Annotated in this window: 33 protein-coding genes, 1 tRNA gene and 1 riboswitch; of the genes, 16 read left to right on the top strand and 18 right to left on the bottom strand. The window is 58.4% G+C overall.

The features are described from left to right. Positions 1-51: 51 nt before the first annotated feature. Together ONR75_RS18500 and ONR75_RS18505 are read right to left on the bottom strand one after the other, a co-directional pair. On the bottom strand, positions 52-594 hold the full coding sequence (locus tag ONR75_RS18500; RefSeq protein WP_265078544.1) for a transcriptional regulator: 543 nt from the start codon (positions 592-594) through the stop codon (positions 52-54). A 43-nt stretch (positions 595-637) separates the two neighbouring features. Continuing rightward, positions 638-1,258, bottom strand: coding sequence for a hypothetical protein (locus ONR75_RS18505; protein ID WP_265078545.1), 621 nt, complete (start codon positions 1,256-1,258; stop codon positions 638-640). A 220-nt stretch (positions 1,259-1,478) separates the two neighbouring features. Here ONR75_RS18505 and ONR75_RS32490 point away from each other — a divergent pair, with 220 nt between their 5' ends. Next, positions 1,479-1,928, top strand: coding sequence for a hypothetical protein (locus ONR75_RS32490; protein ID WP_320109631.1), 450 nt, complete (start codon positions 1,479-1,481; stop codon positions 1,926-1,928). 365 nt (positions 1,929-2,293) lie between these two features. Then, a riboswitch (SAM riboswitch) is annotated at positions 2,294-2,369 on the top strand. Between the two features lie 202 nt (positions 2,370-2,571). Here ONR75_RS32490 and ONR75_RS18515 read toward each other — a convergent pair. Continuing rightward, a complete protein-coding gene (locus tag ONR75_RS18515) occupies positions 2,572-2,817 on the bottom strand; it encodes a hypothetical protein (RefSeq protein ID WP_265078546.1) in 246 nt (81 codons plus the stop codon). 177 nt (positions 2,818-2,994) lie between these two features. On the opposite strand from ONR75_RS18515, the gene ONR75_RS18520 reads away from it, so the two are divergent. Both ONR75_RS18520 and ONR75_RS18525 read left to right on the top strand, forming a co-directional pair. After that, positions 2,995-3,609, top strand: coding sequence for a hypothetical protein (locus ONR75_RS18520; RefSeq protein ID WP_265078547.1), 615 nt, complete (start codon positions 2,995-2,997; stop codon positions 3,607-3,609). A gap of 219 nt (positions 3,610-3,828) precedes the next feature. Further along, a complete protein-coding gene (locus tag ONR75_RS18525) occupies positions 3,829-4,353 on the top strand; it encodes a hypothetical protein (RefSeq protein ID WP_265078548.1) in 525 nt (174 codons plus the stop codon). On the opposite strand, the gene ONR75_RS18530 is transcribed toward ONR75_RS18525, so the two are convergent. Then, the gene (locus tag ONR75_RS18530) at positions 4,350-4,499 is read right to left on the bottom strand and encodes a hypothetical protein (RefSeq protein ID WP_265078549.1); all 150 of its coding nucleotides are present in this window, start codon (positions 4,497-4,499) and stop codon (positions 4,350-4,352) included. The genes ONR75_RS18525 and ONR75_RS18530 overlap by 4 nt on opposite strands. 117 nt (positions 4,500-4,616) lie before the next feature. Then, entirely contained in the window at positions 4,617-5,114 is a 498-nt protein-coding gene (locus ONR75_RS18535; protein WP_265078550.1) for a hypothetical protein, read from the bottom strand. A gap of 520 nt (positions 5,115-5,634) precedes the next feature. Between ONR75_RS18535 and ONR75_RS18540 the strand changes: the two genes are divergently transcribed. The 5 genes from ONR75_RS18540 to ONR75_RS18560 all read left to right on the top strand — a co-directional run bounded on the left by ONR75_RS18540 (position 5,635) and on the right by ONR75_RS18560 (position 7,544). Continuing rightward, the gene (locus ONR75_RS18540) at positions 5,635-6,414 is read left to right on the top strand and encodes a hypothetical protein (protein ID WP_265078551.1); all 780 of its coding nucleotides are present in this window, start codon (positions 5,635-5,637) and stop codon (positions 6,412-6,414) included. A 116-nt stretch (positions 6,415-6,530) separates the two neighbouring features. Further along, a complete protein-coding gene (locus ONR75_RS18545) occupies positions 6,531-6,890 on the top strand; it encodes a hypothetical protein (RefSeq protein ID WP_265078552.1) in 360 nt (119 codons plus the stop codon). Between the two features lie 134 nt (positions 6,891-7,024). Next, on the top strand, positions 7,025-7,147 hold the full coding sequence (locus ONR75_RS18550; protein WP_265078553.1) for a hypothetical protein: 123 nt from the start codon (positions 7,025-7,027) through the stop codon (positions 7,145-7,147). A gap of 87 nt (positions 7,148-7,234) precedes the next feature. Further along, entirely contained in the window at positions 7,235-7,378 is a 144-nt protein-coding gene (locus tag ONR75_RS18555) for a hypothetical protein (RefSeq protein WP_265078554.1), read from the top strand. Beyond that, positions 7,371-7,544 (top strand): hypothetical protein, encoded by a 174-nt coding sequence (locus ONR75_RS18560; protein WP_265078555.1) that lies wholly within the window; start codon positions 7,371-7,373, stop codon positions 7,542-7,544. Before ONR75_RS18555 ends, ONR75_RS18560 begins: the two co-directional genes overlap by 8 nt. Here ONR75_RS18560 and ONR75_RS32860 read toward each other — a convergent pair. After that, complete coding sequence (locus tag ONR75_RS32860) at positions 7,534-7,653, bottom strand: H-NS family nucleoid-associated regulatory protein (protein WP_413776363.1); 120 nt, start codon at positions 7,651-7,653, stop codon at positions 7,534-7,536. The genes ONR75_RS18560 and ONR75_RS32860 overlap by 11 nt on opposite strands. Then, complete coding sequence (locus ONR75_RS18565; protein ID WP_265078556.1) at positions 7,650-7,826, bottom strand: hypothetical protein; 177 nt, start codon at positions 7,824-7,826, stop codon at positions 7,650-7,652. Before ONR75_RS18565 ends, ONR75_RS32860 begins: the two co-directional genes overlap by 4 nt. Before the next feature lie 435 nt (positions 7,827-8,261). Between ONR75_RS18565 and ONR75_RS18570 the strand changes: the two genes are divergently transcribed. From ONR75_RS18570 to ONR75_RS18580, 3 genes are all read left to right on the top strand, one after another. Further along, on the top strand, positions 8,262-8,648 hold the full coding sequence (locus ONR75_RS18570) for a hypothetical protein (RefSeq protein ID WP_265078557.1): 387 nt from the start codon (positions 8,262-8,264) through the stop codon (positions 8,646-8,648). Positions 8,649-8,663: 15 nt separating this feature from the next. Further along, on the top strand, positions 8,664-9,422 hold the full coding sequence (locus tag ONR75_RS18575; RefSeq protein ID WP_265078558.1) for a hypothetical protein: 759 nt from the start codon (positions 8,664-8,666) through the stop codon (positions 9,420-9,422). A 583-nt stretch (positions 9,423-10,005) separates the two neighbouring features. Further along, positions 10,006-10,242, top strand: a complete 237-nt coding sequence (locus ONR75_RS18580; protein WP_265078559.1) for a hypothetical protein — start codon at positions 10,006-10,008, stop codon at positions 10,240-10,242. 1,428 nt (positions 10,243-11,670) lie between these two features. Here the strand turns inward: ONR75_RS18580 and ONR75_RS18585 are convergent. Genes ONR75_RS18585 through ONR75_RS18600 form a run of 4 tightly spaced genes read right to left on the bottom strand, consistent with a single transcriptional unit; the run spans position 11,671 to position 14,738 of the window. Then, on the bottom strand, positions 11,671-13,026 hold the full coding sequence (locus ONR75_RS18585) for an AAA family ATPase (RefSeq protein WP_265078560.1): 1,356 nt from the start codon (positions 13,024-13,026) through the stop codon (positions 11,671-11,673). A gap of 2 nt (positions 13,027-13,028) precedes the next feature. Continuing rightward, positions 13,029-14,198, bottom strand: coding sequence for a bifunctional DNA primase/polymerase (locus ONR75_RS18590; RefSeq protein ID WP_265078561.1), 1,170 nt, complete (start codon positions 14,196-14,198; stop codon positions 13,029-13,031). Next, positions 14,179-14,436, bottom strand: coding sequence for a hypothetical protein (locus ONR75_RS18595; RefSeq protein WP_265078562.1), 258 nt, complete (start codon positions 14,434-14,436; stop codon positions 14,179-14,181). Before ONR75_RS18595 ends, ONR75_RS18590 begins: the two co-directional genes overlap by 20 nt. Then, the gene (locus tag ONR75_RS18600; protein ID WP_265078563.1) at positions 14,433-14,738 is read right to left on the bottom strand and encodes a hypothetical protein; all 306 of its coding nucleotides are present in this window, start codon (positions 14,736-14,738) and stop codon (positions 14,433-14,435) included. The genes ONR75_RS18595 and ONR75_RS18600 overlap by 4 nt, the downstream gene beginning before the upstream one ends. Between ONR75_RS18600 and ONR75_RS18605 the strand changes: the two genes are divergently transcribed. Then, positions 14,728-15,015, top strand: coding sequence for a hypothetical protein (locus tag ONR75_RS18605; RefSeq protein ID WP_265078564.1), 288 nt, complete (start codon positions 14,728-14,730; stop codon positions 15,013-15,015). The genes ONR75_RS18600 and ONR75_RS18605 overlap by 11 nt on opposite strands. 495 nt (positions 15,016-15,510) lie before the next feature. Here ONR75_RS18605 and ONR75_RS18610 read toward each other — a convergent pair whose 3' ends face one another. The 3 genes from ONR75_RS18610 to ONR75_RS18620 all read right to left on the bottom strand — a co-directional run bounded on the left by ONR75_RS18610 (position 15,511) and on the right by ONR75_RS18620 (position 17,782). Continuing rightward, on the bottom strand, positions 15,511-16,068 hold the full coding sequence (locus ONR75_RS18610; RefSeq protein ID WP_265078565.1) for a hypothetical protein: 558 nt from the start codon (positions 16,066-16,068) through the stop codon (positions 15,511-15,513). 204 nt (positions 16,069-16,272) lie between these two features. Beyond that, positions 16,273-17,493: a tyrosine-type recombinase/integrase gene (locus ONR75_RS18615; protein ID WP_265078566.1), complete on the bottom strand. Its 1,221-nt coding sequence runs from the start codon at positions 17,491-17,493 to the stop codon at positions 16,273-16,275. A 199-nt stretch (positions 17,494-17,692) separates the two neighbouring features. After that, positions 17,693-17,782, bottom strand: a tRNA-Ser gene (locus ONR75_RS18620). Between the two features lie 232 nt (positions 17,783-18,014). Between ONR75_RS18620 and ONR75_RS18625 the strand changes: the two genes are divergently transcribed. After that, positions 18,015-18,257 carry a hypothetical protein gene (locus ONR75_RS18625; RefSeq protein ID WP_265078567.1) on the top strand — a complete coding sequence of 81 codons (243 nt, stop codon included), beginning with the start codon at positions 18,015-18,017 and terminating at the stop codon, positions 18,255-18,257. Positions 18,258-18,441: 184 nt separating this feature from the next. Beyond that, positions 18,442-19,251, top strand: coding sequence for an outer membrane protein (locus ONR75_RS18630; protein WP_265078568.1), 810 nt, complete (start codon positions 18,442-18,444; stop codon positions 19,249-19,251). A gap of 80 nt (positions 19,252-19,331) precedes the next feature. Here ONR75_RS18630 and ONR75_RS18635 read toward each other — a convergent pair whose 3' ends face one another. Beyond that, on the bottom strand, positions 19,332-19,562 hold the full coding sequence (locus ONR75_RS18635) for a hypothetical protein (RefSeq protein ID WP_265078569.1): 231 nt from the start codon (positions 19,560-19,562) through the stop codon (positions 19,332-19,334). Positions 19,563-19,753: 191 nt separating this feature from the next. Here ONR75_RS18635 and ONR75_RS18640 point away from each other — a divergent pair, with 191 nt between their 5' ends. Then, positions 19,754-19,942, top strand: a complete 189-nt coding sequence (locus ONR75_RS18640; RefSeq protein WP_265078570.1) for a hypothetical protein — start codon at positions 19,754-19,756, stop codon at positions 19,940-19,942. 22 nt (positions 19,943-19,964) lie between these two features. On the opposite strand, the gene ONR75_RS18645 is transcribed toward ONR75_RS18640, so the two are convergent. The 3 genes from ONR75_RS18645 to ONR75_RS18655 all read right to left on the bottom strand — a co-directional run bounded on the left by ONR75_RS18645 (position 19,965) and on the right by ONR75_RS18655 (position 21,319). After that, on the bottom strand, positions 19,965-20,219 hold the full coding sequence (locus ONR75_RS18645; protein ID WP_265078571.1) for a hypothetical protein: 255 nt from the start codon (positions 20,217-20,219) through the stop codon (positions 19,965-19,967). 85 nt (positions 20,220-20,304) lie between these two features. Beyond that, complete coding sequence (locus ONR75_RS18650; protein WP_265078572.1) at positions 20,305-20,523, bottom strand: hypothetical protein; 219 nt, start codon at positions 20,521-20,523, stop codon at positions 20,305-20,307. A 94-nt stretch (positions 20,524-20,617) separates the two neighbouring features. Next, positions 20,618-21,319, bottom strand: a complete 702-nt coding sequence (locus tag ONR75_RS18655; protein ID WP_265078573.1) for a Spy/CpxP family protein refolding chaperone — start codon at positions 21,317-21,319, stop codon at positions 20,618-20,620. Positions 21,320-21,518: 199 nt separating this feature from the next. Between ONR75_RS18655 and ONR75_RS18660 the strand changes: the two genes are divergently transcribed. Then, positions 21,519-22,508, top strand: coding sequence for a hydroxyacid dehydrogenase (locus ONR75_RS18660; protein WP_265078574.1), 990 nt, complete (start codon positions 21,519-21,521; stop codon positions 22,506-22,508). Positions 22,509-22,610: the final 102 nt, after the last annotated feature.

Consider the following 22,610-nt stretch of genomic DNA (forward strand, 5'->3'; position numbering starts at 1 on the left):
TACAGGCATGGAGCCGGTGGTCACCCCTGAGCAGCAAAGGGCGAGTAACGATTAAATTTCTTGCTTTGTCCATTGAGACCAGCCGCCCCAAGTGAGACGCTTTTCTGCGACTTCCTTAGGCCTGCTCAGCAGTGGTATCAGGATTGATATTCCAGCGTGTGTGAATTTATCTCGCGGCTTTGTGGCGCTGTCAGCCGCAAGGTTATTGCAGAGGTCCTTCACCCTGCCCTCGTTGAAGTTCACTCCTATCTCGTGAGCGAACTCGTTTCTCACTTTGCGCATGATGTTGATTCGCCCGGCCTCGTCGTCACTTATGAGCCCCAAAGCATGACAGGCGGCAACCCTACTGTTGAAAGTGCCCAATGGGGCGTTGAATCCCACGAGGAGTAGCTTTGTGGCTTCATTGTCGATGAAAAAAGCGCAAAGCACCTCGCCTAGGATCTTGTCCAAAAAAGAGGTCAGCACCAAAGCGATGCCGCGGTCGGTCTCTGTATTCAGTTCAATGAGAGCGCCGTAGAACGCTTTGTAGTGTGGGTCGGTCTCCCAGATTACGTCCCGAAACTCGGCGTACTCCTCTATCGGACTTTTCGTCACAGTACCCTACTATTCTGATAAGTTGTCCTAATAGCCTAAGGTATTAAGACGCCGGAGGCGTTTCGGGACCTATCGCAACTGGATCTTCCGGCTGTTTAATCACCGAGTGGTAGGCAGCAATCATGAAGGTTAGCGCCCCACTGACGATCCCGAAACGAAAAAGCCCGCCGTCTTTCTCATACATTTTAATGAGCGCCGCCTCTTCGTATTCCTTGATCCAACAAAGTCCTCTCAGAAGTGTGGTTCGATCCTTCCGGCCTTTGATAACATCAATGAGTGACATTTCCATTTGCGTAATATCATGGGCAAAGCCGTTTCTCAGGACTCTCACAGAGTCGATTAGGTTACGCTCGGCATCGCCGCAGCCGCTCGCCTGAAGCAACTTCAAAATTGAGGTGCGTCCTCGCATCGGAAGGGCATCAACAAACTCATCCATGTCATCAGCGTCCAGATACTCGTTTGCGAGCGCCGCCTTTACGACCGCTTTCGAGGCGGCTTCAAGCAGCGCATCCATTTTGATGATAAATTCCCAATCCGTCCCAGCCTTGAATATTTCGAATATCTGTTTCGACGATACCCCGATAAGCGAGGCCAGGTGCTTCGATTCCTCCATGAGCCATTTGAAATCTGGCCCGTCTCCTTTTGGTTTAGGGCGCTCGGGCACGTTCTTGTCGTGGACAATTATCTTTCCAGGAATCTGCCTTACTCCTGTTCACGCTAGACGGGTATCGCCAAGCTTACACCACTAAAAAGCGCTTGTCGGCTTTCTCCGGGGCTTTTCGCTCACGAACGCAACAACCTATATATATCCATAGAGAATCCGAGAGGCCTTAAATTGGACAAATAAACTACGTATGTCCTTTTGAAGGTCATAGGAGGTTGCAATGTCTGGATTTCTTACCGCTGAGCAGATGCGTGCCGCCCGCGCCATGTTGCGTTGGGAACAGGACGAGTTGGCCGAAAAGGCTCGTGTCTCGGTGAAGACCATCAAACGCATGGAATCAACTACTGGCAGGATGGAGTCTCGGTCCGATTATGCGGTGAAGAAGGCCTTGGAGATGGCCGGCATCGAGTTCCTGGACGGTGACGACCGAAAGCGCCGTGGCGAGGGTGTTCGCTTCCAAGCTGATAGAACCGAAAAGCTGCGAGAGACCATTGTGGCCAACATCACGACCCATTTTCCCGGGACACTCAAATATGCTGTGGACGAAGATCCTGAGCTATTTGATCGACCAACAGATGAGGTTGTCGAAGTTGTCATGACCAAGCTTGGAGAAGAGTTGCGCTCAGAACTTCGCTCAACGCTGAACAAGCGCGAGCCTACTACACTTTAGAGGCCCATCGCCTGCTTTGCTATCCACGCCCGCGGCGGGCTCCTTCGTACCCCGGCAAGGGTCGCGTTCGCGGATAGACACGGCCTCTCTAATTTTGCTTGAACGTTTTGAAAGGTCGGGGCGCTAAGCTCCTTCCCGCGCTTTCTGGTACATCCAAGCTTCAGCGAGAAGATGACCAGCCTCAACGGCTCCTGAGAATTCCGGGTACTCATCCTGCAGTCTCTTCCATGAAAGATGGTTGAGAGCGCGAGATGGGGGAATGGCAAGAGCAATGCGGACCTCAACATCGGCCCCACCAACCTGATACACAGAGGTCATCAGGGCTTCCCAGTTATCCGGGAGGTCATCCAGCGTGATAAGCGGACGCCCTAACCCGTGGTGATTTGAGCCGGCCGGCTTGTAGCCACGTTAAATCAATACGGCGGCCGCCGCAGAAGGTCGGGCAACCGCGAGATAGCCTTTGCAATCCGCCGGGCCTCCTCCCGCCTCATATGGCTGTCGGCGTACTGGAAGTTCCTTGCGTGCAGATCCTCCCGGTGGCTCACAGAGCAAATGAAGAACCCGGTGGCGTCGTAGAGCCGAAAGCACTGGTCGTCGCCCTCCTGCATGGTCCAGGGTGGCGGAAAGCGCCGGAGGTTGTCCATCACATCCGTCGCGATGCCGGTGTGCCGTTGATGACCTTACCGCAGGCGTAACGGCGCCGCTCGTCGCCAGCCAGACGGTCACGCTCAGCGACCAGAACATCCACTTTATCTTGCATCCGGGAGAGCAAAAGCAAGGAGGCTGCGGTGTCCACCCCCGCCCTCCGCAAGCTCAGTATGTCCTTGTTTTGGCGGCTGATTTGCCGCCGCATGTGTTCGATTTCGTTGCGAATTGCGTCGATGCCCATGGCCGTCACCCTGATTTCGGGCCATAGAACGAAAAGGGAACATCGGAGTCAAGAGCGTGGATATTGGGTACAGTGAACAAAATAGCAACTTTGGCTTGAAAGGAACTCACAACCATGGATAGCTGGGGTCTTTCCCAGTTGTGCCGATTCGAGCACCCCAGTTTGAGGTCGCGTAAAATGGCCAAAAGTTCTGCACCAAAGACCACCGGTACTTCTAAAATTCGTTTTATCCTGGTCGAGGCCGAAATTGCTGATGATCAGATCCAGTCCGTCACGCAGGCAATTACCAATGCCTTGCGCGGTCCTGCGGCAACGCAGACGATTAAGCGCATTGCGGCTCCCTCCAATGGCGCTGAAGAACACCAGGAAATCGAGGGGGAGGCTGAAGAGGTATTAGAAGACGAGGCTGTTGAGGCCCCTGTCCGCGCGCGCTCAACTACCCCGCGAAAGACGACTGTGGTGACGCCCGAACTGTTGGATATCGACTTCGACAGCTATGAAGTGCCCCTGGTATCGTTCGCATCCAACTACAAAACCGATGGCCAGGTTGCTCGTTACCTGTTGGTCTGCGCTTGGTTTCAGGAGCATGGCGGTGTTGCAAAGGTCACCCCGTCTCATGTTTACTCAGCATTTAAGTGGCTCAAATGGACGTCGAGCGCGAAAGATTTTGCCCAACCTTTGCGGCAGTTGAAGTCGGATGAATTGCTCGGTTCGTCCGAAAAAGGCACCTACACTATCAACCACGTTGGTCTCAAACGCGTTGCTGAGTTGAAAAACAGCAATGCTGCTTGAGGAATTAATCTCGCAGATCGTCGATTTCGATGCATTATCGCCACGCGAGAAGATGCGTCTTTTCGCATGGTGGCTTCACGTCCACGGTGGCAAAGAGCTATTCGAGCCAAGCGATATAAAGCGGTGCTACGACAGCCTTCATTTGTCGCAGATCAATATCGCCATGAACCTGACCCGCATGGCAGACCGGAAGCCGCCCGACCTTCTCAATGAGAGGGGATGTTCAAGCTCGCCCGTTCCGTTCGTTCAGAATTGGATAAGCTGTATGGCATTCACCACAGCGTCATTGCTGTGAGCAAGATTCTGTCAGACCTTCCCGGGAAGGTGCCCAATGTCATCCAACGCGCCTTCCTGCAAGAAGCCTTGAAGTGCTACCGGCACGAAGCCTACCGGGCTTGCATCGTTATGGCCTGGAATCTCGCCTACGCGCATATCCTCGATTACATCCTTGCGGATGCGCAGCGACTAGCCGACTTCAACGCCGCAATCACGAGGAAATATCCGAAGAAGACCAACATCGTCATTGCGAAGTATGATGACTTCACGGAGGAGTTGACTGAGCGTGAGACCGTTGAAATCGCAAACGTAGCTGATACGTTCAACTCCGTCGTCTACCGCATTTTAAAGAAGGAGCTGGACCGGCGAAATATCGCAGCCCATCCGTCCGATGTCATTATCAGCCAGCATCAAGCAGACGATATGGTGTCTGAGCTGGTGAACAACGTGGTCCTGGCACTCATTTAGTCGAACCTCATGTGCGGCGGCCAAGGGTCTACAATTTCCTTCCTGCGGACCTGCACCGGCGGCGGAGCCTGCTCACGTACCTGTCGACACTCTTCGAAGAACATCTCTAACTGCTCGAACAGCTCCAGCTGGTTGAACTCCTTCATTCCCGAAGCCCCAAACGGTCAAGAGCCTGCTGCCGGGTCTTGCGGTTGAATTCCTCAGCTCGCCTGCGAGCAGTTTTTTCAAGCTGAGCTTTCCAAGCCGCCAGTTCCTCCGGTGACTTACCCGTTACGCCTTCCACCTTCCAACGGTCCTCGTTCAGCCAGGTCGAGAGCATGGGGGGCGTAAACAGTGTCTGGCTTGTCGATACCGGCACGTGATTTCACCGCGGCGAGGATTTCAGCTTGGGTCGCCCCTCGCTTGAGAGCGGCGGCGTATGCCTTCACCGATTTGACGCGTACATGCTGAGCGGTGCCCCTGCTCCACTTCGCCTTCCAGATTTGTTCAAACCCGTCCGGCTCCCCCTTGGGGGTTGGGGGGACTGGTTTATCTGTCTTAGTCTGGTCAGTATTAGTAGCGTCGGAAGTTCCGGCGACGGATTCACCGTTGACGGGTTTTCCGGCGACGGCGTGTAACCATATTTCGGTATGACTGAAGATGCCGTCTTTGCGAACTTGACGCTTGCTGAGCCATCCTTGGCGCGCAAGCTCTGTTATCGCAGATCGGAACGCGTCTCTGCCGTCCCAGCTCTCACGAACCAATACTTCTTCGATATACACCCAGTCGTCTGGCTTGGATTAAAGCAGGCAGTAGACGCCTTTTGCTTTAAGACTGACTTTGTCGTCCCGAAGCAAACCATTTGGGATTTGCGTGAAGTCACTCTCAGGTTTACGCAGCTTGTTCATGCGGTGCGCCACCCCGCCCGACCGACAAGGCGAAATTCATTGCAATGGGAGCCAAAGGGATGACCGCCGCGTCGGTCGTTCAGCGTAAATATGCACGCCCCCATTCCGTCCACGCGGTCTCTTCGATAATCGCCGCAAGAGCATTCATCGTCGGGATGATGGTCGGGCGACGTCGGTTTTTATCTCGGGAGAACAGCTACGCAAATATATCTTGAGCGTGTGCTGCATGGGCAAAATTCCTTGTTCGCATCCATGCACCTTCTTTCTGTTGTTATCCGATGCACCAAAACAATCGGAGGGCGACGAGGGTACATTCTCACCGCCCACTGGATATTTTGCGAGCGATAATCGTATACTTCAACATTATTCGACATCATCAACGAAATGGCAGCGCATGTTCGGCTTCGACCAAATATCTCGTGACTATTTTAGAATCAGTCAGCTTCTGGCTTGGTACTTGCCCTTTCTTCTCTGGTTTACATGGCTCTTTCTTTACTTCTCGATTTCGAGCTTGAGGAAAAACCACTCAAAGGAAATCTACGTAATCTGGTACATAGCCTCTCTTCTTTTTGTCATTTTTCTCGGACTGGAAGTTATCGCTAGAATCAACAACACGGATATTCCGGCGATCTGTCAATCGTACGCAAAATATTGCGAGTCCGGGGTCGATTTCTTCACCAATCTTCCGGGTGAAGTTACGATCGTGACCGCCGGGGTAGCCATAACAGTATTGCCTCAAGTCATAACTTACATACTGGCTGGCTTGTCAGGCTCTGCGACCGCGCCGGTATGGATCGGAGAAATCGAAGCAGTTGCGTTTTGGAGCATTGCTAAATTCATCGCCGGCCTTGGTGGAATTGTCCTGTCGCAGCCCGTTGCGTCACTTCTGGTGGGAGCGGAGTGGAGCGGCTATCAGTACTTTGGAGGATTCGCGTGTTTAGCCGCAGCATTTACGATGGCTGCAATCCGAGTCTGGATGACCGAGGTTCTTCCGACAGTTGTAAAATCAAGCAAGTTACTCCCCCTCTTTAGAAAAGTGCATCGCAAGTTTACGAAATATGGCACTGAAACGACGCCGGCACCGGAATATGACGCTGAGGCGCAGGCCGGGGTTGAAGGTGGAGTTCAAGCCGCTCCCGCGCCTCAAGGCTCGTTAGACTCCATGTCAAAATAACGGGCTGCGAGATCTTCTAACTTGCGCTCATGTAAGCCGCAACGCCCTCGCAACTCAGTTGCTGTATACGACGTACTGAATCACGATGAAGTCTCACTCACACAGCGAGACACATCATGTTTTCACAAATCAGCTTCACGCTGGTCACGAACCCGCGCGCGCAGTTCACCCACTTCATCGACAATTCCGGCATGGTCGCCGTGTTGGACAACGATGATAAGCGAACCGAAGCCCGCGTCGGCGTCTTTCGGCGGACAAGCAAGTTACGTTCTGCCTTGGGCTGTCAACATGAACATCGCCTCCGGGAAAAATATTTCCGGCGGCTTTCATTATGCGAACTGCCGGATAGACTAGGTGTGCCGCATCACGCCGCCACAGGAGCGCTTTATGAAGCCGACCCTTTCAATCATCGCAACTATTGCCTTACTCGCCTCATCTTCGGCCTTCGCTGCCACCAAAGAGCGCCGCGTCGATAACGGCGGCTGCACCATGAAGATTTGCGTCGATAACGGTGTAGCGATGGGTCATCCTCTCGCCAATGCCAAGCGCTGGTGCGCCGAGAAGATGCCTACCCTGTACGGCCCAATGTGTAAGACCCGCTGACCGGCCCATGGGACGCTACCGCAAGCTGGGTGAACTGCACCCAAGCGAAATTATCTTCGCCATCTTCAGCGACATCATGAAAGCGCCGACCATCACCATCTGGCAGAATGGGGAGGTCGAACTGCATTAGCACTTCACGCAATACACCGTCAGGGTTCACGTCGAGCAGGAGAACGAAGAGGAATTCATCGAAATCTCCGATGCACAATACGCGGCCATGCAGCGCATCATCGACTACGGCATGTACCTCAACCCGGTGCTTGAGGTTTATTTCACCACCTGCTCCACTTTATGGGGCCGCAAGCCGAAGAACTTCGACCGGATGACATTTGAGGAAGCCATGGAGGCCCGCTTTGATTAGCCGTGAAATCCCGGTGTGGCAGCGGCGGATTGTGCGCAGGTTCTCCCGGCCCTGCCGTTACAGCGAGGCCGGGATGGAGCTGCGTTTGAAAGAGCTGCAAATCATGCTCTTCACGCTTTTGATGGGTGGCGCCGCCGTCATTGCGGACGCCATTATCAACACCTGAAGGCTTCGAGCGTCAGTCCGCTCGCCTTCATCTCTTGTTTTAGCCAGGTAGGCTCTGCCCCACGGCCTGCCCACGTTTTGGACGGGTCGGCCTTGCTGCGGAACTTCACCGCCGCCGGTGGCTTCTTCGACTCCCCGGCTTGAACCCCAATCCCCGTATCTCCGCTTCCAACTCCGCGCGGCGCCGTTCCTTTGCCGCGTTGAACTCGGCGGTGATGAGCGGGTAAGTCTCCGCCATTTCGGTGAGCTTCAGCGCTTTGAAATTTGATACGACTTTTGACATGCCGCCACCTCCTTGGAGGCAGCCTATAAATTTGCGGGGCTGCTTCAATGGAGGTTGCAGGGCATGAAGGGGCACTCAGGTCAAACGATAACCTTGGCCAGTCCGCCGGTCAGCAATAAGGCCATGGTGGTGGTGGCCAAATCTTCGCTCCACACACATCGATGACCGCTGTTCCAGCCAGTCCACCATAGGGTGCCGAAGCCCGGCAGGTGTTCGCAGATGTCTTGCCAATCACCATCTGGAATCTCGATTACGCAGTATCGGCCACTAACAACTATTGCCAAAGAGACCACCCCTGTGAGAGCGTAAGAGCTCGGGCGCCCCCTTGGTTCGCAAAGCTAGAGGGTGCCCGTTTTATTGCAGAGATTGCATTTTTCTTTTGAAGTATACAATTAGTTGAGTGATGCTTCTCCTGCGAGCCAAGGAGAAAACATCATGAATTCATTAATACCCGACGGCCATTCCGAGCTTTTCGTTCGGGGCTTTGCCAGCGACCACGAAGACGCAATCACCCTCATCGGTTACGACGAGCGCAAGGCCGACTACATCGAGACGCCCTACTCTGGCGGCAACCCCGATAACATCCGCTATTACACCCGCAAGATTGAGTGCTGCGCGTTTTACGCGACCGGGTTCACCTTCAAGCATCCGCACGGCGCCATCATCACCGCTGAATTTGCCGAGCCGGTCCGTGCCCTTGAACGCACGCTTGAAGAGGACGGCGAGGAAATCGACAGCTTCAGTTTCGATGAGCGGCTTGTGCGCGCCATCGTTGCCAAGCTCGGCAACATCAGCGGCTTGGCCGCAGTGAACTTAATCTAAGAGAAAGAGAGGGATTTGGAGCAGTTTGCTTTCGACTTTATGCTTCCGCCGCCGCCTCCAGCTATGCCTATCGCAGCGGCGCTCATTGCGGCGGGATATGCCACCGGTGATTACGACCTTCAGATTAACCGACACATCTCGAACTACGATGACGTGCCTGCCCCGTCGCGGCTGTACCAATTCCCTATTGAGTATTTCTCACCTAACCTGGACGGCATTGAAGGCCTATATCTCAGCCATCCCGGACTCGCCGATTTCCCGTTCGTCAAACGTGTCTCGGAGGCCATCGGTTTACCGATAGACGCGCGCGCCGAAGACGAGTTTGGGCGACCGTTCTGTGACCTGGCTGAATGGTGGCACGCCGTTGATTTGATGGACGATAAGAACTGGCGTCACCTTATGGATACACAGCACCTGACAACCCGCGATGACCTGTTGAATGCGTTGTCTTTCCACCTTGAGACCGGCGACATCAAAACATCCACCGCGCGCACAATCCTAGGGATGCTTGGACAGCTGGAGCCCATAGACCGTTCCGTAACCGCCATTCTCGGCGACGGAATTAGTCCGTGGCTCATCAACATCGGTGGCAATGGGAAGCCCGTGAAGTGCCCAAAGGATTGGGCTCTAAACGTCAAGCGTTTCGACAATGCAGCTTGGATGCTAATTCACGGCATTGAGGACGGATGGCTTCATATGCCGAAAAGCAAGCACCTGAGTTTAACGGCAAAGGCAGTCAGTGCCCGTGCCGAAATGCAAATCGGTCAGTACTAGCCATGCCCCCAGTGGAAGAAGGCTGCGACTGCCATTGCGACGCGGACGACAAACCACCGGCTTTCAGATGACCGGACGGGCTTCGATTCTAGGATAATTTCACGTTCTTCAGTGATGGTCAGACGCCGGGTAACTTTCATTGGGCAAGCCTCTTCCTTGCGCGAAACGACATCGCGCGAATGGTTGACAGATTGCCTGGAGGTGAGGGAAAACCCTCAACGTTGCGGAGGAGAGCTTCGGCTCACCACCAGGTTCAGACGGTGCTTGTCGAGAGCACCGTCTGAACAATACCTAGACTCCCCACCGATCGACACGGCGATTCCCCGTTATACCCGGAAAAAACGCGACCGCTTTTGCGATGTCGATTGTTGCATTTTTGCCGAAATGAAAAATACGGTTTCTGGTCAGAAGCTTAGGCTGTGTGTAAGTTTTCAAACAGCGCGGTTGACTTGGGATAACTTTTTTAGCCGATTTCCGTGGACAGTTTTCTGCGTGCGCAGGTTGCCTTTTTCGCGACGAGAGCACGACCGCTTGACGGCGGTTCGCCAAATCAGATTCCATGGCTGCGACCCAGGAGCATCCCATGGACGAACACCTCATTCACCGGACCTTCACCCCCGCCGAGGACGGCAAGGTTCACGTAGAGGAAGTGTGGAACATGACCAGCAGGCAGGATCGAGAATTCCCACCGCCGAACCCCATGGTCTGCAACATGACCATCTCCAGTGAGCTCCACGAGCAGTTGAAGGAACGCGTTGCCGAATTCCTCAGGATCGGGAGGATGAAGCCCGAGGCGGCAGCAAGGACGACGTGGTTCTGAGCCCGTCCTGCGCACCTTCAAACAAGCACCCGCCCACCCGATGGGTGGCCGCTCCGGTTCGGTGCTTGCTGTGAAGACACGGGGCTCCAGGAAGGCCGGTGATTGGAGCCGGAGCCGCCACCTGCCCCACCTTGCAATCAGGCGCCGTGCGCCTATCTGGGAATCTCTGACGGTAGAGCCTTCCAGGGCTCCCGGCGCGAAAGGCCCTGCTGACCCCCTCAGCAGGGCCTTTTGCTTATCCACAGGCCTTCGTAGGGCTGGGATGGCCCAAAGATAAAGGCGCCCAGAGAAGCGCCTTTGGCTTGAAGGGTGACGCAGGGGTGCATCCCCGCGAGGTTTAGACCCGTTGCCTCTTGCGGGCACTCGGGAGCCGGAGGGCACCGGCTGAAACGGAAGTGGAACGAGCCGGTGTGCCCCGGCATGCATTTTGCTGCATTTTCTCGCCCTGTAACGGAACGCTGAACGACCGATTATTCAGCGTTTTCAATCGCATAGGCGGTACAAAATTTGGTCGGTCCAGAAACGCTCCACCATGGCAAAGTCAGATCATGCCGATGAAAGCCACCTAGTCGAGTTAAGAGTGAAATTTTTGAGTTAAATGCTTTTGCTTTTCGGGGGCGGCGCATGCCCCCGATAGGCCCCCTCCCCTTAGAAGGGACCCGCCACTAAAATTTGATCGCGATGTTAACGAGACGGCCACCGGAGCGGCAGTATCGCGGCGAGTACGATGGCCGTCGTGGCCATTCTTGTTTCAGAGTTGAATGGGTTGGGACCGCGCCCGGCGGGTGCCGATCGACCGGAAGTGAGCACACATCGCGGCGGCGGTGTCGAACGCGGCCCCCATCTAAACGCGTCGGTTTTAGTCGTAGATCGCGGTAAGTTCCTGAGGCCTTAGGAAGCCCGCCTGTGCGCCCTTACTGGCTTGATCCCTGATCCCTGCCCACCCCGCCATCGCACTGGTGGCCCGCGCCCGGCGGTCCGATACGCTGGCCGGTTTGCGCCCGTCATGTCTGGCACAATTCATCCAGGGTGATGCTGACCGGCTCGAGGCTGACAGGCTGGTAGCGCGGCGACGCGTGCGCCGGTTGGCCTGTCATTCCCATCATCACGGAACAGTCACACACCGGGACTCATCTTCTCGATTTCCCTGGTCGATCAGACATAAACTCTCATTTTCGGAGTGACCCTATGCTGTGCGCCCTAGTAAGAACTAGGGGCGCACGCAGCGCAATTTGGGCATTTCAGAATTTACAGTTCACGCGCGCTTCACGTGGTTCACGCAAAACGAAGTTAGGCCCGTGGTTAGGGCCTAAATTGCCGTTTTGGTGTTCACGCCAACCTTCACGCACGCTTCACGCAAGAGGCCTAGAAGCTCTTCACGCAAACCTTCACGCAAGCTTCACATAAGGGCACTTTGCGTGAAGGATTTCAGGCCTCAAGAGTCACCCCAATGACCCGGCGGATGACCCGCTCGGCTCCCCCGCTGTCCCGGTCCACCAGTTCGACGGTGATCTGCCCCGCCGCCTGTAGCCGCTCGACCGCCCGCTCGACGCGCATACGCCGGGCATGCCCGTCCTTCTTGGTCGTTCCCTTGGTCCTACCGGTCTTGTCCCCACGAACCTTGGAACGGTCGCGAAGCCGATCAGCCGATAGGCCGATCAGTTCGGTCAGCCGGGCCACGGTGGTGCCGTATCCTGCGCCCTTGCCGTCGAGGAACCGCAAAACCAGATCGTCCAGCGTCTTCACGGTGCCGTCTGCCAGCGCGGCAGCGATGATATCCGCTGCGTTATCGTCGTCGGCCTCAACCGCACCGAACCGATTAAACGACACGAAGGCCGACGTGTAATCCAGCCCCTTCGGCGTCTCGCCAAGGATGCGGGTCACCAGCTTGAAGGTCGATCCGCTCGCAGTCGCGATGCCATCCCGCTGTTTCTTGTTCACAAGGGTGTGGGTCGCGTCGTCGCCGGTGCCGTCCTTCTCGACCATGTAAGCGAAGTCCCACGCCCCCTCCTGAGTGACCGACCCCGAATAGGTATCGCCGTTCTTCGTGGTGTGCACAAGAATCCAGATCGTGCAGCCCATCAACTCCGCAAGCTTACGCAGTTCGGCATACAGCGGCTCGACAGCCTCATCTGCTGAACGGGAACTGCCTTTCTCCAGAAGCAGGCCGAAATGATCCAACGCTAGCAAGGCCGGGAATCGACCGAGGCGCTGCTTATACTCGCAAGCAATCTTGTAGATGCGAGCACAGGCCCTGTCAGACGGCATGCCGATGGGAAAGTTCGAAAGGTCAGCAGCAATCGACTTGGCAATCTCACGATGCCCAAACGCATCGGGATTCACGTCGAGGCGCTTGGCCTCTTGTTCGCCCATAGGCATATAAAGCGCTGCCATGCGTCGTCGGTGGCCTTGCTTGCCTTCACCGCCGATGTAGAGCGCGCCGCCCTGATCGACCCGCTGACCGTTGAACGAACCACCCTCTGCGAGCAACTTGAGAACATGGTGACACAGGAACGTCTTGCCCGCGTTCGGTGCGCCGATCAGGGCGCCAACACTGACAGCCGGAATGAAACCCGGCACCAGTTCATCAACCGGGATCAACTCCAGCGCACTCTCTGACCCGAACTCAAGCCCGTCTTCTGACTTGCGGCTGGTGAGGCCTGCGGCACGCAAGGCTTGCTGGTAGGCTTCAAGCTCGCGGTCGGCTTCCTTCTTGATGCCGGTGTCATTGCTGACCACCTTGAGCTTCGCGCGCATGGCTTCTTTCTTACCTGGTTCGGCCATGATCAAAGCTCCTCAACTTCGCCGAACGCCACGCCATCGGTAGGCAGTCCAGGGTTAAATTTGCTGTGCTTCGCCTTAACCCAGTCATGCGCGAAGTTCTCCAGATTGAAACAGCCGGTCTCACCGTTGCGGCTGCGGTCGCCAATGTAGTCGCCCACGATGCCGTCTAGGTTATCCGTGTTGGAAAGACAGCAGCACACTGCAAGGCCTTCGACCGCCGACATACACCAGAACGTCGCTCGCACCATTTGCATAAACCTGAAACGATGCGCGGACTTAGAGGTGTCACCGAAACGCTCTTCGGTCTTTACGCCGAACACAGGCAGATTAAGAAAAGCGTCATAAGCCAAGTACAGTTCCGCCGGGTCGAACAGCAGCGCGTCGTCTTCATCAACGCTGTCAACCTTGCCACAGCCAGCGGAACGAAGTTGAGCAAGTGTGTCGCGCTCCTCGACGTTGCGCGCAGCCGTTGCCTTGGGGTCGGAATGTTCGCTGCTCTTGATCTTGAGCCGCAGACACTCCGGCAGCGGCACCAACGTCTTGTCGTTAATCGCTTTAATGAACCGTTGCAGATCCTTCATGCTGCCATATCGCTTCCCGTCGAGACGCCATGCAGCCGGTGCGACTGATTGACCCGTGCGTCCACGTACGTCACAGCCGAGTTCACCCTTGATCGAACCGGGACTGCTGCCGAGACGTTCGGGGTTCGTGTAGTACCAATGACCGCCGCCATCCCGCGTCGGAATGCACAGCGCCCCGTCAGGCGTGCCGCCGTGCTGTTCCATGAACGATGCGAGTAGCGCGGGGCCGTTGTCCTTCTGATCAGCGTCCACAACGATCAGGTTTGCAGGACCGCAGGCGATGCTTGGCACCGCGTCAGGAAACTCGCGCCACATGCGCTTGACGGTGTGTTCGTTGAGTGTGCAGCCGACAAACATCGGTTCGTGCCTGTGCTTCTCGACGTAATTCGCAATCGACAGTTCGCGTTGGTCGCTATAGGCGGCATCGTTCACGACGGAGTCGAGAGTGTGCCACATAACCACCAACGGCGTCTTGCCTGATGACGGGAACACAGGAACGCCAATCTTCACCAACGCCAGCGCAATGACGCGGTTTGTGCTGCGGCGTTCATTCTCGTTGTCGATCTTGTTTTTAGGCGGAGATACGGTCATCAATCTGGCCCTTGGCGGTTCGGAGTGAGTTCAGGATTGCTTCAACCCAACGGTAGGTTTCGCGGGCTGAATTCAACAATTCGAAAGACTCGCGGCTGTTCGCGATCTTGTTCCTGTCAAAACTGATTGTGTAGCAACTCTTCGCGCCGCTGCGGAAGCGAACCACGAAGGCGTAACCATTCGCGCTTTTGCTGTGGTACAGCTCTGTGCCGTTCATTTCTGCTATGAAGCGGCTCATGCAACTTGCTCTTGGACGTAACGGGCGAGCGCCCGCAGTTCGCCGTTGTCACTTTTCCGAGCCGGATCCAATGGATGTTCGCCCATGCAACCGGCCAACGTTGACAGGTTGGTGTCGACAGCGCGATCATCGCTGAAGTCGCGCAGCACGTCGACCAGGTAGAGGCCCGCTTTATACTTCGTGGTGACCGGCTTGTTCAGTGCGGTCGCTGCGACGGTATTGGTCAGGTTCTGCAGGCGCCGTTCATCGGTCATGTGCGCTGCGATCTCTGCCGGGGCCAGGGAGATGTCGATGGTGGTCATGGTGTTGGCGTCCTTTCAGTTAGCAAAGAGCGGCGTCAGCGAGCGCCGCATTGATGCGCGCCTTGTGCGCGTCGAAGTCAGAACGTCGTGCGTAGAGTTTCCCCGCGATGCGCCAGAGCTTCGCGAACTCTCCGGCCTTCGCGGCTTTCGTCAGGGTCGGCATGCTAGTGCCCAATTCTTCGAGAACTTTGGCGACGGACAAAAAGTCGCGTTCGAGATTTTCAGCAGGAAATACGGTGAAGACGTTATGGCTTGCTATCGTGGTGGCTCCTTGTGATTAGCGCCGTGGCGTTGAATCGCTGCGGTCGCTGGACTGAAAACGTGCAGCGTTAGGCTGCGCCGCGCAGTTGAGTCATCGGGCACTTATGCCCGTAATGTTGAAGTGGCCCGGGGTTGCCGCCGCCCCTCGCGAAAGACGTCTAGATAAAAGCGCTGGAAAGACTCGGGGGGCCAAGAGTATTGTTACCCGCGAGGAAGTGCGCCCAAAGAGAGCAAAGCCCTGAAAAGCATTTTGCACAATCAGACGTACCCCGGCGCCGCTCCAATCCTGCGATTAACAGCTTCGGCCCCACCGGGTTGTCGGGTCCGTCAGGCCTTAGCCTGACCGGTCTCGCACCGGGTCAACACGGCCCGCCTGTGAGGCCGGCGGCGGCCGGCCTATCGCAGCCCCGGCGGTACCGCGCAACCCAGCTAATCCAGAGCGCGACCCGCCAGAATGCAAAAAGCCCCGCCGGTTAGGCGGGGCCTTTCGTTCTGAAGTTTGTTTCGATAGTTAGCGTTCGTTCGTCGAGTGAAACGTGATCGAATTTTCAAACCGGCCGGCCCAACATCCGAGCGTGCCAATGTCAACCATATTCACCTTCGCCCTCGCCTTTCGGATGCATGCGCGCATAGCATTTTCGTTCACAGCGGCTTTCCGTCCGAAAACGGACTGACCAGCGTTCAACGCCAAGGTGTAGAAGAGCGGCGACGGTTCACCCCCTCGATCAGTCGAAAGGGCTAACGTTGTCCCCTCAATCTCTGACGCACAGACAAGGCTGACTTTCAACGAGTCCGGCCCGCTAAACAGAACGATGATCGTTCCGTTAGCGTATGTCGTCACGTCTTCGTAGGACATAACATCGACCGACGCTGCGAGCCGGTCGAACCGTTCACGACACGGCCCCGTCATTCTGGTGATGCCTTCGGCAGCTTCGCGCTGGTGCAATTGGTCGCCGGGGGACAGCGCCATAAAATGCACGGTGCCATCGTCGCGTTTTTCGTAGACGGGATAAGCTCGCGCGGTCGCGATCGTGGCGATAGCGGCGAGTGCAACGATAATTTTTCTCATGCCAATTCTTTCTTAGCCGGTGATGACGATGACGGATTGAGATTTGCAGTAGGCCAGCACTTCGCTTGGCCGGTTTTCAGCGACCACCAGCAGCAGCTCATGTGGTGCGAATCGCGACCCGAATGAGAGACCGACCATTGTAGCCAGCCGCTCAATGTGGTCGGCTGTATGTGGTATGCGTCCGATGAAAGTTGGTCGATTTGGTCAAGTGCCGGTCGCGACCTTGCTGGCGCAGTAGTCGGCCCACGCCGTCATCAACAGCTTGCGCTTAGCGAGCGCAGTGCCGCGCCTGTAAGCCTTTTCGACTTCATTGCCGACGCTGTGCGCCAACGCGGCCTCAACGACTTCACGCTGCACGTCTGTTTCATCACCTGCCCAATCGCGGAAGGTCGAGCGGAAGCCGTGCGTGGTCGCGTGTTCAATTGAGTTACGGTCTATGGCCTGACTGAACGCCGCATCGCTTAGCGGCTTGCCGGGCTTCTGACCGGGGAAGATCAGGCCCTTGTCGCCGAAACGTCGTTTCGCTTCCTGTAGCGCCGCGATTGCTTGACCTGAGAGCGGCACTTCGTGCAGTAGTCCAGCCTTCATCCGATCAGCCGGGACGGCCCACAGCGCGCCCCTCAAATCGACTTCGTCCCATCGTGCTAACGCTGCCTCGCTGTAGCGGGCCGCAGTGAAGATCAGGAAACGCAGCGCGAGCGCCGCATTCGACTTGTCGGCAAGCAAGGTCTTCATGAATAGCGGCATCTGACTGTATGGCAGGGCCGCGTGGTGCTTCACGCTACCCTTGCGCCGTTGCAGCGGGAGCAGATGCCGAACGACGCCCCACAGCGCCGGGTTCGCCTCTGCCCTTTCCTTCTTTGCGATGGTGGCATTGATGACCATTTCAACGCGGCCCCGAACGCGAGCGGCGGTTTCCCGCTTGGTCAGCCAGATCGGTTTCAGCATTTCGGCGACGTCGTCGGTGGTCAGGTCGTTGACCAGGGTGCTGCCTATCTTGGGGTAAGCGTAGGTCACCAGCGAGTTGCGCCACTGCTGCCGGTGCTTGCTGTTCTTCCATTCCGATTCGTGGGTCGCGATGTAACGTTCTGCGGCAATTTCGAAGGTGGGGATTCGACCCTTCCCGGCCTGTTCGGCCTCTGGTTGGCGGTCCCGCTCGACTATGGGGTCGAGGCCCGATTTGATCAGGTCGCGGGCTACAACGGCGAGCTGGCGTGCAGCGTCTAGGCTGACAGCCTTTGCAGACCCCAGCCCCATGTAACGTTCCTTGCGAGAACCCGGAGCGACGTACCGGAACATCCACGACGCGTTGCCGCCTTTCACGTCGAGCCGCAGCCCGCCGCCGTCTGGCAGTTTGGCTTCGGTGCCTTCGTTGATGGCGGAGCGGACCGCGCTTTCACTAAGCCGGTGGATCGATTTCGTCATGGTGCCCCCACGTCTGGCACAGGCATCCTCCAAACCTACGGACTGTACCTACGCCGATATTCGAACTTCGGAGGACGCATTTTGGCAGGTTCCACGACGGAACACCAGAGCGGACCGCGCTGTAGCCTTGATGTTAATGTCTAATTTTGGGGGCGGCTGCGTTTCGCGATCCGTGGGGAGAATGGCGAAAGCAGGCAAGTGGCGGAAGGGGTGGGATTCGAACCCACGGTACGGTTTCCCGCACGGCGGTTTTCAAGACCGCTGCCTTAAACCACTCGGCCACCCTTCCGCGTGGGATTCGACTTAGCAAAGCCGGCCCCGCCGGGGAAGCTTTGATTGCCGGGGTGCGGTGGGGGCGAGTCGGGCGCGACCGCTCCGTCCGCCGGGACGTCGTCTCCCTGCCCGCGAAACACGCCTGAAACCAGAAACCCTGGCTGCGGCTTGAACGCGCTCCGCGTGGGGCGCGACAGATCGGCAGGGACACCACAGCGGCGCAGCGCGCCAACCTACGGAGAACGACCATGTTTCGCAAAATGACCCTCGGACTGATCGCGGCAGCCTCGCTCGGTGCCGCTGCCCTCGCCCCGACCGCGGCTTCCGCCCATGGCTGGCACCACGGCTGGCACGGCGGCTTCGGCCATCACGGCTTCTATGGCGCCCCGGGGCTCTATGTGGGCGGCCTGACCGACGACTGCTGGCAGCGCCGGGTGGTGCAGACCCGCCGCGGAGAGCGGGTCCGCCTCGTCAACGTCTGCGCCTTCTGATCGGCTTCCCGGCAAATCCCGGCCGTCCCGGGCGACGCTTGTCGCCTGGCGCGGCCGGGATTTCGTTGACCATGGCCGGAATCAAGGCGGTGCTGTGGCCCTCATGTCACAGCCTTCGACGGCGAAGTTCGCTAGGAAGGAACTGAAATCGCCAGCATCTTGAGGGCGGTGAAAGGCCTTCTTGATGAAACTTCCCTGGTTCGCCGCGATCGTCGCAGCATTGGGCGCCGCTTCGGCTGGCGCAGCCGATCTGCCGTCGCATGGCTGGACCAAGGCGCCCGCGGTCACCGATGCCTCCTATAACTGGGGCGGCTGGTATGTGGGCGGCAATGCCGGGGGCGCGTGGGGCCGCAGCGACGTGTCGAGCGCCTTCGTCAACGGCACCGCGCCGATCGCCAACCAGCAGGCCGCCGCCGCGGCTGGTTCGCCCGGCCTGAAGTCCGATGGCTTCACCGGCGGCGGCCAGGTCGGCTACAATCACCAGGTCGATCGCTGGCTGTTCGGCGTCGAGGCCGACGTCAGCTATCTCGGCCTGCGGCAGTCGCGCAGCACGACCGCGCCCTTCCCGGTCAGCGTCGGCGCCTTCTCCACCAACAATGCCGTCACCGCCGACTGGCTGATGACACTGCGGCCGCGGGTCGGCTATGCCGTCGATCGCACGCTGTTCTACGCCACCGGCGGACTGGCGTTGACCGAAATGAAATACAGCGGCAGCTTTGCCGACACCACCGGCGCCAACGAGGCTGCAAGCTTCTCCAGGACGGTGGCGGGCTGGACCGCCGGCGCCGGTGTCGAACATGCCTTCACGGACAACTGGTCGGCAAAGGTCGAATATCTCTACACCGACTTCGGCAAGCAGTCCGTGGCGAGCCCGGTGCTGGCCGGCCAGACCCCGACCGGGGCGATCGTCAACCAGGGCGTGGATCTCAAGGCCAATACCTTGCGCGGCGGGCTGAACTACCATTTCGGCGGCGCCCCGGTGGCGCGCTACTGATCCGCGTCGGCCCTGCAATCGATGCAAAATAAAAGCCCCGCACTGCGGGGCTTTTTGCTGGGCCGACCATGCCGCGCGGTTCAGGCCTGCAGCAGCAGCGCCGGGGTCTCCGTAGACTGCTGAGCAGCGGATTTTTGAGCGATGGTGATCGTCCAGCGCAGCGGCCAGCAAGTCAGATCCGGCCGAATCGTCTGGACAAAGCCGGTGGCGCAAGCGCCATGCTCGAACATCTCATCGACGGGCTGCCCGTGCAGATGGGCCATCCGGCAGCGACGCATCTGCGCATAATCGGTGGTTTCGAACGTCGCCAACAGCCTGTCTCCCGCAATTGCTACTCTCGGTAAGTCTCGACGACTCGCAGTTAACAAACCGCAAACCATGGACGTGAAGCATCGGCCCGCGAAACGACGAGATTAAGGCCGATACCCCGATATTTCAGCGATCGGATTTACGGGCGTTTCAAGAATGCGGACCACGCTGGCGTGTCTCTGGAGTGCGCCGGATGTTTCTTATCGCAGCCCTGCTCGCCATCGCCGCCGCGGTATTTTCCGCCGCCAGCGTCAACAGCGCCGGATGGGCCGCACAGGTGTGCCGCTATGGCGATGTTTTCTGCATGAACCCGACATGGCTGGTGGTCGCAGCCATCCTGGCCGCGATCTGGGCGTGCCTGATGCGCGTCGACCGGCTGTAAGACAGCCGCTTGGCGAGAAGCCTCAGATGAGATCGAAGCTGAGCAACTGGTCGAATTCGGACGGCGCGTATTGGCGGCCAGCGGCGGTCGAAATCCTGACCCGCCAGCCGGCAGCCTTCAGCGTGCGCGCCTGTGCCACCGCGACATCGGGAATGATCCTGTGCGTGACGATGGCCTGATCGTTACGAACCGCGTGAATGGTGTAAACACCGGCGGCTTCCGCCGTGAACGGCCGTGCCGGCCGCTCGAGAACCGTATCCAAGATCATCGTCGCCAACGGAATCCTCCATCGCTCGCCGCATGCCTTCGCCAATACTGCGGCGTCTTGGTTAACGAGGAGTTAGCGCGAGAGGGCCGCCGCGCTAGCGGAAGGCGCCGGTGATCTTGTCCCACAGCGAGGGGTCCTCGTCGCCGTCCTGTTTGCTCTTGGCCGGCTGGGTGGCGCTGACCGGATCCGATGCGGGGAATGTATCTTCCAGGCCAGTCTTCAGCTCCTGGTGCTTGGCGCGGTCTGCGCGCGCCGCTTCCTTGACACCGACAGCGTATTTGTCATGCGGTGCGGGATCGAATTTCTCGGTCATGATGTCGCTCTCCGTTTCAAATCAAACGTATCGGAGAACAACTGGTTCCCATCTGGAACGGGATGAACCGCGCGACCGCCTGCCGGCGCCGCGCCTAGTCGAGTCCGCGTTCGCGGCTCAGTCGCACCATTTCCTCGATGAACAGCGCCTTCTGTTTGGCGTCGAGACTGGCGAACAGCGGCTCTGCGGCGTCGGCCACGGCGCGCTGGTCGACGGCGCGATCGTTGAGGAACTGGGCCTCGTTGCGCATTTGCTCGATGATGTCGTCCGGCGGGTCGCGCTTGGCGCGGGCAATACGCAGGTTGAGCCGGTCGGCGCCGTTATGGCCGAGGTAATGCATCGCGCTGTTGAAGCCGGTCCAGTGCTTCTCCTGCTCCGGCGTCAGGTTCAGCGCGCTCTTGATACGGGCGATGTTGGCGTCGCTTTCGGCGACGATCTGATCGGCCGTGAGTTCCTGCGGCGGCGCCGCCTCGGCCGCTTTTGCGGTCTTGGCATTCTTACCCTTGGCCTTGGCACCCTTGGCGGTCTCGGCCTGCTTGGCGCCGGCCGGACCCTGCACGTTCCTGTTGCCGTTGGCGGGCACGCCGAGCACGCCGCCGACCACGCCGACAACACCGCCGATGGCGCCGCCGAGCACGCCGCCGATGGGGCCGGCGGCCTTGTTGCCGGCCTTGGCGCCCTGCTCTACGCCCTGCACCAGGCCCTGCGCCTGAGCGGTCGCGAGGTGTCCGAGCAGCAACATCGCGCCAGCGCCGAACACCGCGCGCATGCGCATCGGCCGCATCAATCGGATCATGTCGTGGTCCCCCCTCGCGGCGCTCACAGGTCAATCGCCACAGGCCACAATACCGTTTGGCGCGATCACAAGTCCATCCAACGGGCCGCGGGAGCATCGGTTCCGTTGTGGACCCGGCCGGCGCCGTCCTGCTAAACAAGCCACATGCGGTCGTCGTGCTGCAGTGCGCAAGAATGAAAAACATCATAAAGGGCCGGGAATGACCACCAACAAGAAGAAACTGCTGATCACCGAATCCATGTCGCAACAGGGCTGGTCGCTGTTCAACGAGCGCGGCGACATCGAAATCGTGGAGTTTTCCAACCTGATTTCGGCAGGCGATTTCGACGCCCTTCTGAAGAGCGAGGCGCCGGTGCATGGCGTGGCGCTCGGCGCCACCCGGTTCGGCGAGCCGGAGCTCGCGGCCTCGCGCGACATGAAGGTGGTGGCGCGGATCGGCGTCGGCTACGACTCCGTCGACGTGCCCGCGCTGAGCCGCCACAAGGTGCCGCTGATGGTGGCCGGGACCGCCAACTCACCCTCGGTAGCCGAACAGGCGCTGTTCATGATGCTGACGCTGGCCAAGCGCGCGGTCGAGCTGCATGCGCTGGTGAAGGATGGCAAATGGAGCACGCGACTCGGCGCGTTGCCCTTCGACCTGTTCGGCAAGACCGTGCTGATTGTCGGCTTCGGCCGCATCGGCAGCCGCATGGCCAAGCGCTGCCTGGCGATGGAAATGACCGTGCTGGTCTACGATCCCTACAAGACGGCCGACGAGATCGAGGCCGCCGGTTGCGTGGCGGTGAGCGATCTCGACGCGGCGCTGGCGCGCGCCGACTTCGTCACCCTGCATTGTCCGAAGACGCCAGAGACCACCGGCCTGATCGATGCCAGCAGGCTCGCACGGATGAAGCCCACCGCCTATCTGATCAACACGGCACGCGGCGGCATCGTGGTGGAAGCCGCATTGCACGACGCGCTGGTGTCGGGAAAACTCGCCGGCGCCGGGCTCGACGTGTTCGAGCAGGAGCCGCCGCCGCTCGGCCATGCGCTGTTCGATCTGCCCAACGTGATCATCGCGCCGCACGTCGCCGGCGTCACCCGCGAGGCGCTCGACCGTATGGGCGAACAGACCGCGCGCAACATGCTCAGCGTGCTTGACGGCGAACCGATCCGCCAGAACGTCATCAATGTGGACGTGCTGGGTTAGGCGATCGCACTGAAACTGCGAGAGTTGCGCGACGACACACTGCGGAGCGCCGCGCAACTCTGCATCGCCTCACTGTGCATTGCTGGCGCGGCCCGTCCGCGC

Origin of the sequence: Rhodopseudomonas sp. P2A-2r (assembly GCF_026015985.1) — a bacterium.
Taxonomy (GTDB): domain Bacteria; phylum Pseudomonadota; class Alphaproteobacteria; order Rhizobiales; family Xanthobacteraceae; genus Tardiphaga.